We start from the raw sequence: 13,783 nt of genomic DNA on the forward strand, positions 1-13,783 counted from the left end.
TCATGACTGAACAAGCCAAAACCGCCGGCTCGGCGACCCTGTCCTTCGAGGACAAGACCATCGAGCTTCCGGTCCTTTCGGGCTCCACCGGCCCGGACGTCATCGACATCCGCAAGCTTTATGCGGGTACGGGCGCCTTCACCTTCGATCCCGGCTTCACCTCGACGGCGGCGTGCGAATCGGCGCTGACCTACATCGACGGCGACGCAGGCGTGCTGCTGCACCGCGGCTATCCGATCGACCAACTGGCGTCGAAATCGAACTTCCTGGAAGTGTGCCACCTGCTGCTGCACGGCGAACTGCCGACCGCCGCAGAGTTCGAAAAGTTCGAAAACAGCATCACCACCCACACGATGCTGCACGCCCAGTTCGACCGCTTCTTCGAGGGCTTCCGCCGCGACGCTCACCCGATGTCGATCATGGTCGGCACCGTCGGGGCCCTGTCGGCCTTCTATCACGACAGCCTGGACATCCATGATCCGGTGCAGCGCGACATCTCGGCCATCCGCCTGATCGCCAAGATGCCGACCATTGCGGCCCGCGCCTACAAGTACCACGTCGGCCAGCCCTTCATCTCGCCGCGCAACGACCTGTCGTACGCCGAAAACTTCCTGCGCATGTGCTTCGCCGTGCCGGCCGAGGACTATCACGTCGATCCGGCCCTGGTTCGCGCCATGGACCGCATCTTCACCCTGCACGCCGACCACGAGCAGAACGCCTCGACCTCGACCGTTCGTCTGGCCGGTTCGTCGGGCGCCAACCCGTTCGCCTGTATCGCCGCCGGCATCGCCTGCCTGTGGGGCCCGTCGCACGGCGGCGCCAACGAAGAAGCGCTGAACATGCTCAAGGAAATCGGCACGCCCGATAAGATTCCTGAGTTCATCCAGGGTGTTAAGGACCGCAAGTTCAAGCTGATGGGCTTCGGACACCGCGTCTATAAGAACTACGACCCGCGCGCCAAGGTCATGCAGCAGTCGGCCTATGAAGTGCTGGCCGCAACGGGCCGTGAGAACGATCCGCTGTTCCTGGTCGCCAAGGAGCTGGAGAAGGTCGCCCTGTCGGACGAATACTTCACCTCGCGCAAGCTGTTCCCGAATGTCGACTTCTACTCGGGCATCACCCTGTCGGCGATGGGCTTCCCGACCACCATGTTCACCGTCCTGTTCGCCCTGGCCCGCACCGTGGGCTGGATCGCTCAGTGGCAGGAAATGATGGCGGATCCGTCGCAGAAGATCGGCCGCCCGCGTCAGCTGTACACCGGCCCGACCGAGCGCGACTACGTGGCCATCGATCAGCGCGGCTGATCGACCCATCATGGTCAGAAATGCAAAACGCCGGGGCAGTCGCCCCGGCGTTTTTCTATGCTCATCATGCAGCGCGGGTCAGACCAGCCGCAAATCCTTGAACCGCTCTGCCAGGTCATCCAGATCGCGGTGCATATGCGCCAGTCCGATGGCCGCTGCGCCCAGAACCATGTCATCGCCCTCGACCGCGACCGACAGAGCCAGGGTCGCGTCCAACGGTCCCATCGGATCGGTCGCTTTGCCGACCGATAAGGCCTCCAACCTTTCAACCGCGCGATTTGCGTCCCTCGACCAGGGGCCCAGACGCCCCGACGCTCCATCGGCCTGGAAGCCGCGCCCCAGGATCACGATGTCGCTTCGAACCCGCCAGAAAGCCCGCGCCAGAGCCGCACGGTCGGCCGTCTCGCGTTGTGGTCCAGGCAGGTCGATGACATTCTTGGCCGCCGTATCCAGCTTATCCAAGCGCCGCTTCAGATCGGCGTGACGCTTGCGGATTTCGACCCGGTCGCGATCATCTGCTTTGAGCACCAGCGCCAGAAGCGCAGCCGCCTCTCCTGCTGCGTCGCGCGCCTGAAGACGGAAATGCTGCCGCGCATGTCTGGGAAACAGCGCCAGAATGGACACCACGCCGACGCCGCTGCCGACCAGAATCTCCATGACGCGATCCAGCGCCAGCGAGGCCGGGCCGTCGACGCCGCTGCCGCCTGCGATCACGATGGCTGCGGTCACAGGTGCGATTTTCAGCCAGGGTCGTCCTGCGCCCAAAAAGGCCAAGGCCGCCGTTGATACGGCTATGGCGCCGGCCAACCCCTCCATGCCTGCCGGCCGGACAAAGGCCACTGCCGCGCCGACAAAGGCGCCGGTTACAGTGCCCAGCGCCCTGTCACGCGCGACAGTCAGCACGCCGCCGCCGATGCTGGCCTGGATGACGACGATGGTTGAGATCACGCTCCAGTACGGATGCGGCAACTGCAGAAACGTCGCCAGATAGAGGGAGACTGTCGCGCCGACCGCCATCTGCAGGGCCGCGCGGACCTCGGAAGCATGACGGGGACTGAGCAGCCGCGCCATCGTCAGCCTCGCGCCACCTGCGCCTTGGCGGCGATCACCCGCAGGACAGCGTCTGCCGCCAGATCAGACGGATCCGGACCGCCGCGCCCCATCAGGTCCAGCGCCGCCGTCTGCTGCGCCGCCTGCTCCGCTGCGGCGACCGGATCAGCCAACAGCCTGCCCACCGCCTTGGCCAATGCATCAGGCGTCGCCTCGTCCTGAATGAACTCCGGCGCGATCCGCTGGTCGGCGGCGATGTTGAACAGGGTGATGTGCTTGGCCGTCACCAAACGCTTCATCAGCAGATAGCTGAGGCCGTCGATCCGATAGGCGATCACCATCGGCGCGCCAGCAAGGGCCAGTTCAGTCGAAACCGTTCCGCTGGTGGCCAAGGCCGCATTGGCGGCACGCATGGCGTCGTATTTCTCGGCCTCATCGATCAGATGAACCCGGAAGGGCCAGGCGGCGACGCGGGCCGCGACGTCCTGGGCCACAGTTCCGGCTGCGACCACGGCCACTTCCAGACCGGGATCGGCGCTCTTCAGCCTTGCGATGGTCGCTTCGAATACAGGCGTCATGCGGTTGATTTCGCTGGGACGGCTGCCGGGCAGGACCAGCAGCAGCGAAGGCTCTGGCCCAATGCCGCGCCGTGCCCGAAACGCCGGGCCGTCGGCGTGGCTCATATCGACATGAAGCGCGGACGACCCGACAACCGTCGTCGGCAGACCCTCTCGCTCAAACCAGAGGGCGTCGAAGCCATAGAGGGCCAGCAGGTGGTCCACCGCCCCCGCCAGCGTCTTGGCCCGCCCCGGTCGGGACGCCCAGACCTGAGGTCCGACGTATTTGATCAAAGGCACGTTCGGTTGCGCCGCCCGGATCGCCTTGGCCACGCGGATGGTGAAGCCCCAGCTGTCGATCAGCACCACGGCGTCGGGCTTTTCACGCGCAGCCAGCGCCGCGGTCTCCGCCACGCGCGCCTTGACCTTGCCATAGGCCCGCAAGCCCTCAATCCAGCCCAGGATGGACAGTTCGGCGATGTCGAACGGGCTGGCGACGCCCTGTTCCGCCATCTTGGGCCCGCCCACGCCGACGAAGACGACGTCCGGTCCCAGACGCGACTTCAACGCTTTCGCCAGACCCGCGCCAAGTGCGTCGCCGGAGGCTTCAGCTGCGACCAGCATCACTTTCAGAGGACGGCTCATCGAACTTCCCCCCAAACGAACAGCCCAAGCCGATCCGCTGTCGCGATGATGGCGGCGCGGTCAATCAGGATCAAATGACCAGACAGACCGCCGATGCCCGCCAGGCCCGCCGCCGCAGCAAGTTCGACCGTCCGGGGGCCTATGACAGGCATGTCCACGCGCAGATCCTGGATCGGCTTGGGCGCCTTGCCCAGCGCCCCCTTCCGTTCAGCAGAACTGCCGCGCAGATCGGCAGGCAGTCCAGCGACGCGCGCCAGCATGGCGTCGGTGCCCTCCTGGGCTTCAACGGCCAGCACCAGGCCGTCAACGACGACCGCGCCTTGTCCAATATCAAGTTCACCTGATTTTTCAGCGACATGAAGCGCTTTCTTCAGGTCGAATAGTTGCTCGGCTGTCGGACTTACACGCCCCAGCGCTCCTGACGGAAGAGTCTCGCCACCCAGAATGTCATCGGCGCCTTCGACGGCGAAACCTTCGGCCTCGAACACCGACAGAATTTTGCGCAACAGGGCGTCGTCGCCTTTCGTCGCCGCCGCAATGATGCCGGGCAACAGAGACGCGCCCTTAAGATCGGGCTTCAACGTCTTGAAGTCAGGGCGATTGACGATGCCCGCCAGACAGACGGATGTGCAGCCTTCCGATTTCAACGTCTTCAGAATGGCCCCGATCTGCGCCATGCCGAACTCATCGCCGGGCCAACGTATCAGGTGCGGGTCAGCGAATCCCGCCAACCGCACCACAAACACCGCGCGGCCTTCCGCATCACACCGCGCCGCCACCGCCGCCGGCAAATCGCCGCCGCCAGCAATCAGGCCCAGCTTTCCGCTGACGCTCATTCCGCGTTCGGCAGGCACAGCGGACGTCGCCCGCCGTCACGGATGAAGGCGATGATCTCCATGATCTCGGGCAGGTCGGAATAGGCCGCCGCCACGCCATCGATGCGCCCGGCGAACTCGCCCTGACCTTCGAACAGATCGCGATAGGCGGCCAGCAGTCGTCGAACCTGATCCTTGCCATAGCCTTTGCGCTTGAGCCCGATCAGGTTCAGCCCCCGCAAGCGCGCATGATTACCCCAGGCCGAGCCATAGGGGATGACGTCGCGCGTTACGGCGGCCAGACCGCCGATTATCGCCCCCTGCCCCACACGGCCGTTCTGGTGCACGGCGCACAGACCGCCCAGGAAGACCTTGTCGCCAATGTGCGCATGACCGCCCAGCGTGGAGTTATTGGCCATGACGACATTGTCGCCGACAACGCAGTCATGGCCGACGTGGGCGCCGGTCATGAACAGATTGTTCGAGCCGATCACCGTCACCCCGGTTCCTTGCGGCGTGCCCCGATTGAAAGTGCAGTGCTCGCGGATCTGGTTGTTGGCTCCGATCTCAAGCCGCACCGGCTCGCCCCTATAGCCATTATGCTGGGGATCACCTCCAATGACGGCGAACGGATGGATGATGGTGCCTTCGCCGACCGTCGTATCCTGTTGGACCACGACATGGCTGACCAGCCGCACGCCTGCCGACAGGACGACATTCGGCCCGACCGTGCTCCACGGCCCGACAACGACGCCGTCGGCAAGACGGGCGGAGGCGTCGATGATGGCGGTCGGGTGAATGGTCATCAGGCGGCGGGCTCCGGCACGGTCACGACCATGGCCATGAATTCGGCTTCTGCGGCCAGCTTGCCGTCGATGAAGGTTTCGCCACGGAACTTGTAGGCGTCGCCACGCGCGCGGATCACCTTGACCTCCATGCGTAACTGATCGCCCGGACGCGCAGGCTTGCGGAAGCGAACGCCGTCAATGGACATGAACATGATGACCTTGTCCGCCACCGCCACGTCCAGCGTCTTGGACATCAGAAGCGCGCCGGTCTGGGCCATGGCTTCGACGATCAGAACGCCCGGCATCACCGGATCGATCGGGAAGTGGCCGGGGAAGAACGGCTCGTTATGCGTGACGTTCTTGATGCCGACGATGGAGGTCGCGGGCGTGAAGTCTTCAGCCTTGTCCACCAGCAGGAAAGGATAGCGATGCGGCAGCCGCCGCATAACCTCGGCGTAGTCGATCTTGCCGTCGTCACTCATCCCTATGATTCCTTTGGAGCCTTCTTTGCAGAGGCCTGTTTGGCGAGCCAGACGGTTTCGCGCAAGAACTGACGGATCGGGCGCGCGGGATAACCAGACCAGGTTTCACCCGCCGGGATATTGGCCAGCACGCCAGCCCCTGCTGCGACACGCGCGCCTTCGCCGATGGTGATGTGATCGCCGATCCCGGCCTTGCCGCCGAATATGACATTGTCACCCACGGTCACGGAGCCGGAGATCCCGGTGTTGGCGACTAGCAGGCAGTTGCGGCCAATGACGCAGTTGTGGCCCACCATGACCAGGTTATCGATCTTGGTGTTCTCGCCGATGACCGTGTCATCATAGGCGCCGCGGTCGATGCAGCTGTTGGCGCCGACCGTCACCCCGTCCTGCAGGATGACGCGGCCCAGTTGCGGAATATCCATGACACCGGCAGCCGTGCCGGTCGCGCCGAACCCCGCCTCGCCGATGCGTGCCCCCGCATACAGCTTCACCCGATCCCCGATCAGGGCGAAGCTGACGGTGACGTTCGAACCGATCACGCAGTCGCGCCCGATCTGCACGCCTGGGCCGATCACCGTATTGGCGCAGATGCGCGAGCCACGGCCGATGCGCACGCCCATCCCCAGGACCACGCCCGGCTCGATGACGACGCTGTCGTCCTCGGCCGCATCCTGCGGTGTGATTGCGGTGTCGAGCGTGATGGCGCGATGCAGCAGCAACGAGGCCTTGGCCCATGACGCCTGAGGCGTGCGTGAGACGATGACCGAGGCCTCGGCGGGTGCGGCCTCAACCGCTTCTGGCGGCACGATCACACATCCCGCTTGGGTTTGCGCCAGGGCATTGGCGAACTTGCGATCACCCAGAAACGCAATCGCGCCCCTGTCAGCGGATGACAGAGGCGCGACCGAGGCGATGGACCGATCCCCGCCCCTCTCGACCGCGCCTCCGATCTGCGCCGCCAGTTCGGCGACGGTCAGGGACGGCAGGGTCTGAAAGAAGCGAGTATCGGGCATTGTTTCCTTTTCAGCAGCCAGAAGCTTACTGAGCCGGCACCGGCATGCGGTTGAACGTCAGGGTCGGCAGGGCGGCGTTCAGACGCTGGATGGCGACGTCCGTCAGGTCCATGGCCGGGTTCATCATGAAGACGCTTTCACGGTCCAGCAGCAGGCCGCAGCCCTTCTCCTGGTACAGGGCCGTCAGGATCGGCGAGACGGCTTCGGTGATCTTCTGGCGTTGCGTGCCCAGAGTGTAGCGCAGTTCGTTTTCGCGCGTGGCTTCCAGTTGCTGGGCTTCCTGAGCGCGCTGCTGCAGTTGCTGGCGGCGCTGGTTCAGTTGGTCAGCCGGGATGCTGGCGCCGCCGCTTTGCAGGGCCGTCGCTTCGGTCTGGATCGCGGTGGCGTAGGGCTGCAGTTCACCTTGAACTTCCTGCGCCAGCTGCTGCATGCGGGTTTCGACAGCCTGACCAGCCGACGACTGCGCCAGCAGACGGGCGTTGTAATAGGTGCAGACGCCCGGAATGACCGGACCCGGGTTTTGCGGCGCGGCCTGCTGGGCAAGAGCAGCAGTGGAAACAAGCGATGCCGCAGCCGTAGCGGCGATGATCAGAGCTTTCATTTTACCCTCGTGCGGACGGATTTCGCCGCTGTTTAGAACTGAGTGGAGGTCGAGAAGCGGAAGGATTCGGTCTTGTCGTAGTCTTCCTTGGCCAGGACCTTGGAGATGTCGAAGCGGATCGGACCCATCGGCGACTTCCAGTGGATGCTGACGCCGGCCGATGCCCGCAGCGCCATTTCGTCAACGATATTCGCGTTCGTCGTACCCGTCGAGGTCAGCTTGTAGCGATCATCCAGACCGCCCAGCGTACCCACGTCAGCAAAGAGCGAGGTCTTGATGCCGTACTGTTCGGGCAGATAATTCGGCAGGGTCACTTCGACCGTGCCGATGGCGTAGAAGTTGCCGCCCAGGGCGTCACGCGTGGTCAGGTCGCGCGGCCCCATGCCGGCTGTTTCGAAGCCGCGGAAGCTGTTGCCGCCCTTGAAGAAGCGGTCGTTGATGCGGATCGGATCGCCGTTCCAGCCCGTGACATAGCCCGCCTGCCCCATGACGCTGACGATCCACTTGGGCGTGATGCCATAGTACCAGGAGGCGTCTGCTTCGGTCTTGACGTAGTTCACGTCGCCGCCGATGCCGGCGAAGTCCTGACGCAGCGAGCCAGCCCAGCCGCGCGTCGGACGGACCGGATCGTTCGTGTAGTTGACCTGCAGGGTGTAGCCTGCGGACGAGTTCAGATAGCTGCCGATCTGATCGCATAGCGCCGACGATCCAAGGCCAGCCGTGCCGCAATAATTGTAGGGCACGATGATCTCATCGCTCTTCAGGAAGTAGCGGGTGCTGAGCAGCATGTTGCCGTTCAGCGGATAGGACAGGCGCACGCCGCCGCCGGTCGAGCGGTAGTCATACGACGAATACTTGCTGAGATCGTAGCGCGAGTGGAACAGGTCGAAGCCAGCGCGCAGGTCACGCCCCAGGAATTTCGGTTCTGTGAAGCGGAAGTCGATCTGCTGGCGCAGCGAACCCCATTCCAGACGCGACACCACGTTCTGGCCGCGTCCACGGAAGTTGCGTTCCGAGATGCCCAGGTTGACCGTGAAGGAGTCGACCGAGCTGAATCCCGCGCCGACGGACAGTTCGCCGGTCGGCTGTTCCTGCACGGCGACATTGATGACCGAGCGGTCAGGCGCGCTGCCGCGCTCTTCCTGGATCGTCACGTCCTTGAAGAAGCCCAGCGCTCGCAGATTGTTGCGCGACCGCTCCATCAGGGCGCGGTTGAAGGCGTCGCCTTCCGTCAGCATCAGTTCGCGGCGGATGACCGGATCGATGGTGCGGGTGTTGCCGACCACATTGATGCGGTCGATGTAGACGCGCTGGCCTTCCGACACGTTGAAGGTCACGTCGACCTTGTCCGTTTCAGGATTGGCGCGATAGGTCGGATTGATGTCGACGAAGGCGTAACCGGCCGAACCCGCCGCGAACGTCAGGGCGTCAACGGCGCTTTCGATCTTATCGCTTTCGTACAGGGCGCCCGAGCGGATCGGGATCAGGCGCTCCAGGAAGGCGGCGTTCAGGCGATCATTCTCGGTGACGACCTTCACTTCGCCGAAGGTGTATTTGTGACCTTCGTCCAGCGTCAGGGTCAGTTGGAACGCCTGGTTGTCCGGCTGCAGTTCAGCGACCGACGACACGATGCGGAAATCATAATAGCCGCGGTTCGTATAGAATTTCCGCAGCTGCTCCTGATCATACTCCAGCCGGTTCGGGTCGAAGTTGTCGTTGCTGGAGAAGAATTTCCACCATTGGGTGCGCTGGGTCACCATAACGCCGCGCACATCGCGGTCCGAATAGGCGTGGTTGCCCAGGATGTTGATGGCGCTGATGCCGGTCTTGGGACCTTCGTCGATTTCGAAGATCACATCGACGCGGTTCTGCTCCAGTTGGACCAGCTTGGGCGTGACCGTCGCCGAGATACGACCCTGCAGGCGGTACAGTTCGACAATGGCGCCGACGTCTTCCTGAACCTTGGCCCGCGTGTAGATGCCGCGCGGGCTCAGCGTCACTTCCTTGGTCAGTTTGTCGAGCGAGACCGCCTTGTTTCCCTCGAACACCACCTGGTTGATGATCGGGTTCTCGACGATCTGAACGACCAGATCGCCATTCTGGACGCCTAGCTGAACATCGGCGAACAGGCCCGTGCGTGACAGGGTGCGGACGGCGACGTCCAGCACGCCCGCGTCGACCGTGTCGCCTGGACGGATCGGCAGATAGGACAGCACCGTCGTCTGGTCGATGCGCTGTGCGCCCTGAACCACGATCCGGTTGATCTGCACGCCTGTAGGCGCGGCCATCTGCACTGTCGGCGTCGCACCGTCAGCAGGCGCGGCCTGAGCGGGCGCAGGGGCTGGCTGGGCGGGCGCAGACTGGGCGAATGCGGGTGCGCCGAGGCCGGCGGCCACAGTCAATGCCAGAAGGCTGGAGCGGGCGCCCATTCGGACGGCGGCGCGAGAGGTCATGTCGTTCATTCGTGAAACCATCGGGGGCTGGCGTCGGCTCACGAGACGAGCCCGCCGAGGAATTGAAAGATGTTGAGCTTCTGTAGGTCGTTCCACGTCGCGAACAACATAAATCCCGCCAGAAGCGCAAGGCCTGCGCGATAGCCAATCTCCTGATACCGCGCCGACACCGGTCTGCGCGCCACAGCTTCATAGCCGTAGAAAAGCAGATGGCCGCCGTCCAGCACAGGGATGGGCAATAGGTTTAGAAAGCCGATTCCGATCGAAAGTATGGCAGCGAGGCGAACCAGAGTCAGCGAAAGGTTGATTGCGGCCGCCTTGGGATCCGGGCTGGCCTTGACGACTTCGTTGGTCAGAGAGCCGCTGACCTTGGCGATTCCCAGCGGTCCGCTGAACTGGTCGCCGGATTCACGTCCGGTCACCATGCGGCCCAGATAGGTCAGGGTCGAGCTCAGAACACTGCCGACCTGGCGTACGCCCGCCCCGACCGCTTCAATCGGGCCATAGCGGATATAGCGGATGTCCGCGCGGCTGGCGCCCAGGCCCAGACCGATGCGCGCGACCTTGATGCGGCCTGCAACCGCGTCATCTTCCGTGCGACGTTCCGGCGTCGCGACCAGCTCCAGCGTCTGGGCGCCGCGCTCGACCGTGAACCGGACCGGATCACCGGCGCTCAGCATCACGGTCTGGGTCACATCGGATCCGCTCTGGATCGTGCGTCCGTTCACGCCCGTGATCAGGTCGCCCGGCTGGAAGCCCGCCAGAGCCGCTGGCGATCCTTCCTGAACCTGGGCGACGCGCGCTGGCATGATGACGTCGCCCAGCGCCATGAAGGTGGCAGCGAAGATGACAATCGCCAGAATGAAGTTGGCGACCGGTCCCGCGACGGTGATCAGCGCACGCTGCCAGACCGGCTTGAAATGGAAATAGTCGCGCTCTGCGCCCGGCCCCTTCTCGGCGATCAGCCGCTGACGCAGTTCGGCAAGACCCGCCTGATCCGGAACGCTGGCCGCATCCAGATCACCCGAGAATTTCACGTAGCCGCCCGCCGGAATCCAACCCAGCCGCCATTCGATGCCGTGCCGATCCACACGGCTGAAGATCGCCTTGCCGAAACCGACAGCGAAACGGTCAACCTTCACGCCAAAGGCGCGGGCCACCAGGAAATGCCCCAGTTCATGGATGGTGACGATGAACGTCAGCACCAGCAGGAATGGTACAATATAGATCAGAACCTGACCCAGGGCGCCTAGCATTCGAAAATCGTCTCCCCCGGCCGATCAGGCCGCATTCGCAAGTCCGGCGATGATGGACCTGGCCAACTGACGCGCCTCGGCATCGACCGAAAGGGCCGCGCCGCAGGCATCTCCAGAGCCGAAGACCATCCCCGCTTTTGTCGCACGTTCAAGGGTTTCGGCGACGACTGCGGCAATATTGAGAAACGCCAGCTTCCGGTCAAGGAAGGCGAAGGCCGCCACCTCGTTGGCGGCGTTGAAAACGGCAGGCGCCGCCCCGCCCGTTTTCAGCGCCTGACGCGCCAGATCCAGCGCCGGGAAACGCTCCACATCCGGCGCCTCGAACGTCAGCCGACCCAGCGCAGGCAGGTCCAGCCTGGGTGCGGGCCAGGCGATCCGCTCGGGCCAGGCCAAGGCGCAGGCGATGGGCGTGCGCATGTCCGGCGCACCCATTTGGGCCAGGGTCGAACCATCCACATATTCCACAAGGCTGTGGATGATTGATTCCGGGTGGACCACCACGTCGATCCGATCTTCGGTCATGCCGAACAGATAGGCCGCCTCGATCATCTCCAGGCCCTTGTTGGCCATGGTGGCGCTGTCGACCGAAATCTTGGCCCCCATGCTCCAGTTCGGATGCGCGACCGCCTGTTCCGGCGTCGCCGACGCCATCCGCTCACGCGAAACCTGACGGAAGGGTCCGCCCGACGCCGTCAGCACCAGTTTCGACACGCGCTCCGGCGCGTCTGCGGGGAAGACCTGGAAAATGGCCGAATGTTCGGAATCGACAGGGATCAACTTGCCCCCTGCCCGTCCGACGCGCTCGATAAGGGCCGGGCCGCAGCAGACCAGGCTCTCCTTATTGGCCAAGGCGAGGATCGCGCCGGTGTCCGCCGCCGCCCAGGCCGATTTCAAACCAGCGGCGCCAACGATGGACGCCATGATCCAATCGCTTGGACGCGTGGCCGCTTCGACGATGGCGGCCTCGCCCGCCGCGACCTGAATCCCGGTTCCGGCCAGGGCGTCGCGCAGATCGTTCAGTCTGGCTGGGTCTGCCGTCACCGCCAGCCTTGGCTTCCAGCGCTGCGCCTGTTCGGCCAGACGGCCGATGTTGGCGCCGCCCGTCAACGCCTCAACCTCAAAAGCCCCCGTGCCCGTGGCCTCCGCCTGCTCCATCAGGTCCAGCGTCGACGATCCGACAGAGCCTGTCGAACCCAGAACTGTGACACGACGACGGATCATGCCGCACGCTCAAGCATCAGCACGACCAGACGCCCGGCCGCGACCACGACGACGGCGAACATCAGCCCGTCAACCCGATCCAGCAATCCGCCATGTCCCGGAATGGTATTGCCCGCATCCTTGACCCCGAACCGCCGCTTCAGCGCCGATTCCCACAGGTCGCCGCCCATGGTCGCCAGCGCGGCGGCCAACCCCAGCGCCGCGCCCCAGAAGATCGTCAGACGCCCCATATCGACCCAGGCCGTCATGACCGCGCCTGCGATCGTCCCGGCGACCAGCCCCCCGATGAAGCCTGACCACGTCTTGTTGGGCGAAAAACGCGGCCAAAGCTTTGGTCCGCCAAGGGTCGAACCCGCCAGATAGGCCAGAATATCGGCAGACCAGGCCACCGCGAACACCAGCACCGTCCAGTGCAGGCCGACCGGGCTGTCGACCGCCCGCAGCCAGATCAGCAAAACTGCTGGCCAGCCGAGATAGAGAACACCGTAGGACGCATCCAGCGCCTGCTGCCCCCGGCTGCGCGCATAGACGCCCGCTGCAACTGCGCCGAACACCAGCATGACAAAGGCGACGGACATGGCGCCGAAATGCGCGCTAATCACCGCAGCGACGACGCCGAACGACACAGCGCCGCCCATCACGCGACGCGCATGCGGCGCACTCATCGCCGCCCATTCAAAGGCCAGAACGATGCAGGCTGCGACCATCAGGCCCAGGAACCAGACGCCCCCCGCCCAGGTCGCCGCCACCGCCGCAGGCGCGAGCACGACGGCGGAAGCCGCCCGCAACGCAATGTCACGCCCCTTGACCGCCATCAGCCCGTCGCCCGCGCAGGAACGACGTCACGTCCGCCGTAGCGGCGATCACGTTCGCCAAAGGCGGCGACCGCCTCTGCCAGCGCCTTGGGTCCATAATCGGGCCACAGAACCTCCTGGAACACCAGTTCGGCATAGGCGGCTTCCCACAACAGGAAGTTCGACAGGCGTTTTTCACCTGACGTCCGCACGATCAGATCGAGCGGAGGCGAGCCCGCGGTCGCCAATCCCGTCTCAAACGTCTGTTCACTGATCGGCTCGATCGTTTCACCAGCCAGCAGTTTTTCCGAGTGGCGACGCGCCGCGTCCACCAGATCGGCCCGCCCGCCATAGTTGAAGGCGACCTGCAACAGGAAGCGGGTGTTGTGCGCCGTCTGAGCCTCGGCCTTGTCGATGATCGCAACGATGTCGGACGGCAGGCCTGCGCGACGCCCCAGAATGCGCAGACGCACTCCCGCCTTCTCCAGCCGCGTCAGGTCGCTGGCCAGATAGGTGCGGACCAGACCCATCAGATCCGACACCTCGTCCTCTGGACGGCTCCAGTTCTCGGTCGAAAAGCCGAAAACCGTCAGGCATTCAATGCCATAGTCGGGCGCAGCCTGGATGGTGCGTTTCAGCGCCTGGACGCCTTCACGATGGCCGATTGCGCGCGGCAGACCGCGCGCCTTCGCCCAGCGGCCGTTGCCGTCCATGATGATCGCGACATGGCGCGGACCATGCGGGCGTGGGCCATCGACACCGATCACTGCGGTCTCCGAACCTGTAGGCGCGGCCGTCATC

Annotated in this window: 13 protein-coding genes; 1 reads left to right on the forward strand and 12 read right to left on the reverse strand. The window is 64.5% G+C overall.

All coding sequences use genetic code 11. The annotated features are described in order from the left end of the window. Positions 1-2 precede the first annotated feature (2 nt). Complete coding sequence (gltA, locus tag JKF87_RS04120; RefSeq protein ID WP_201097567.1) at positions 3-1,304, forward strand: citrate synthase; 1,302 nt, start codon at positions 3-5, stop codon at positions 1,302-1,304. Between the two features lie 78 nt (positions 1,305-1,382). Here gltA and JKF87_RS04125 read toward each other — a convergent pair whose 3' ends face one another. From JKF87_RS04125 to uppS, 12 genes are read right to left on the reverse strand one after another with little or no spacing between them, the layout of a single operon-like run. Then, positions 1,383-2,375, reverse strand: a complete 993-nt coding sequence (locus JKF87_RS04125) for an FUSC family protein (RefSeq protein ID WP_201097569.1) — start codon at positions 2,373-2,375, stop codon at positions 1,383-1,385. A gap of 2 nt (positions 2,376-2,377) precedes the next feature. Further along, positions 2,378-3,556, reverse strand: coding sequence for a lipid-A-disaccharide synthase (gene lpxB / locus JKF87_RS04130; RefSeq protein ID WP_201097571.1), 1,179 nt, complete (start codon positions 3,554-3,556; stop codon positions 2,378-2,380). After that, complete coding sequence (lpxI, locus tag JKF87_RS04135) at positions 3,553-4,392, reverse strand: UDP-2,3-diacylglucosamine diphosphatase (protein WP_201097573.1); 840 nt, start codon at positions 4,390-4,392, stop codon at positions 3,553-3,555. The genes lpxB and lpxI overlap by 4 nt, the downstream gene beginning before the upstream one ends. Further along, positions 4,389-5,177 (reverse strand): acyl-ACP--UDP-N-acetylglucosamine O-acyltransferase, encoded by a 789-nt coding sequence (gene lpxA / locus JKF87_RS04140; protein ID WP_201097575.1) that lies wholly within the window; start codon positions 5,175-5,177, stop codon positions 4,389-4,391. The genes lpxI and lpxA overlap by 4 nt, the downstream gene beginning before the upstream one ends. Next, on the reverse strand, positions 5,177-5,641 hold the full coding sequence (fabZ, locus tag JKF87_RS04145) for a 3-hydroxyacyl-ACP dehydratase FabZ (RefSeq protein WP_201097577.1): 465 nt from the start codon (positions 5,639-5,641) through the stop codon (positions 5,177-5,179). Before fabZ ends, lpxA begins: the two co-directional genes overlap by 1 nt. Positions 5,642-5,643: 2 nt before the next feature. Then, the gene (gene lpxD / locus JKF87_RS04150) at positions 5,644-6,657 is read right to left on the reverse strand and encodes a UDP-3-O-(3-hydroxymyristoyl)glucosamine N-acyltransferase (RefSeq protein ID WP_201097579.1); all 1,014 of its coding nucleotides are present in this window, start codon (positions 6,655-6,657) and stop codon (positions 5,644-5,646) included. 25 nt (positions 6,658-6,682) lie between these two features. Continuing rightward, complete coding sequence (locus JKF87_RS04155; RefSeq protein WP_201097581.1) at positions 6,683-7,258, reverse strand: OmpH family outer membrane protein; 576 nt, start codon at positions 7,256-7,258, stop codon at positions 6,683-6,685. Between the two features lie 32 nt (positions 7,259-7,290). Continuing rightward, the gene (gene bamA, locus JKF87_RS04160) at positions 7,291-9,720 is read right to left on the reverse strand and encodes an outer membrane protein assembly factor BamA (protein WP_201097582.1); all 2,430 of its coding nucleotides are present in this window, start codon (positions 9,718-9,720) and stop codon (positions 7,291-7,293) included. Between the two features lie 29 nt (positions 9,721-9,749). After that, complete coding sequence (locus JKF87_RS04165) at positions 9,750-10,967, reverse strand: M50 family metallopeptidase (protein ID WP_201097584.1); 1,218 nt, start codon at positions 10,965-10,967, stop codon at positions 9,750-9,752. Positions 10,968-10,991: 24 nt separating this feature from the next. Beyond that, positions 10,992-12,188 (reverse strand): 1-deoxy-D-xylulose-5-phosphate reductoisomerase, encoded by a 1,197-nt coding sequence (gene dxr, locus JKF87_RS04170; RefSeq protein ID WP_201097586.1) that lies wholly within the window; start codon positions 12,186-12,188, stop codon positions 10,992-10,994. Next, positions 12,185-13,003: a phosphatidate cytidylyltransferase gene (locus JKF87_RS04175; protein ID WP_201097587.1), complete on the reverse strand. Its 819-nt coding sequence runs from the start codon at positions 13,001-13,003 to the stop codon at positions 12,185-12,187. The genes dxr and JKF87_RS04175 overlap by 4 nt, the downstream gene beginning before the upstream one ends. Then, entirely contained in the window at positions 13,003-13,782 is a 780-nt protein-coding gene (gene uppS, locus JKF87_RS04180) for a polyprenyl diphosphate synthase (protein WP_201097589.1), read from the reverse strand. The genes JKF87_RS04175 and uppS overlap by 1 nt, the downstream gene beginning before the upstream one ends. Position 13,783: the final 1 nt, after the last annotated feature.

Origin of the sequence: Brevundimonas nasdae, from assembly GCF_016654005.1 — a bacterium.
Taxonomy (GTDB): Bacteria; Pseudomonadota; Alphaproteobacteria; order Caulobacterales; family Caulobacteraceae; genus Brevundimonas; species Brevundimonas nasdae.

Coding starts and splice junctions, on each gene's coding strand:
- fabZ (WP_201097577.1), bottom strand. CDS start 5,641: ATGAGTGACGACGGCAAGATCGACTACGCCGAGGTTATGCGGCGGCTG.
- dxr (WP_201097586.1), bottom strand. CDS start 12,188: ATGATCCGTCGTCGTGTCACAGTTCTGGGTTCGACAGGCTCTGTCGGA.
- JKF87_RS04155 (WP_201097581.1), bottom strand. CDS start 7,258: ATGAAAGCTCTGATCATCGCCGCTACGGCTGCGGCATCGCTTGTTTCC.
- JKF87_RS04165 (WP_201097584.1), bottom strand. CDS start 10,967: ATGCTAGGCGCCCTGGGTCAGGTTCTGATCTATATTGTACCATTCCTG.
- JKF87_RS04175 (WP_201097587.1), bottom strand. CDS start 13,003: ATGGCGGTCAAGGGGCGTGACATTGCGTTGCGGGCGGCTTCCGCCGTC.
- uppS (WP_201097589.1), bottom strand. CDS start 13,782: ATGACGGCCGCGCCTACAGGTTCGGAGACCGCAGTGATCGGTGTCGAT.
- lpxA (WP_201097575.1), bottom strand. CDS start 5,177: ATGACCATTCACCCGACCGCCATCATCGACGCCTCCGCCCGTCTTGCC.
- JKF87_RS04125 (WP_201097569.1), bottom strand. CDS start 2,375: ATGGCGCGGCTGCTCAGTCCCCGTCATGCTTCCGAGGTCCGCGCGGCC.
- lpxI (WP_201097573.1), bottom strand. CDS start 4,392: ATGAGCGTCAGCGGAAAGCTGGGCCTGATTGCTGGCGGCGGCGATTTG.
- gltA (WP_201097567.1), top strand. CDS start 3: ATGACTGAACAAGCCAAAACCGCCGGCTCGGCGACCCTGTCCTTCGAG.
- lpxB (WP_201097571.1), bottom strand. CDS start 3,556: ATGAGCCGTCCTCTGAAAGTGATGCTGGTCGCAGCTGAAGCCTCCGGC.
- lpxD (WP_201097579.1), bottom strand. CDS start 6,657: ATGCCCGATACTCGCTTCTTTCAGACCCTGCCGTCCCTGACCGTCGCC.
- bamA (WP_201097582.1), bottom strand. CDS start 9,720: ATGAACGACATGACCTCTCGCGCCGCCGTCCGAATGGGCGCCCGCTCC.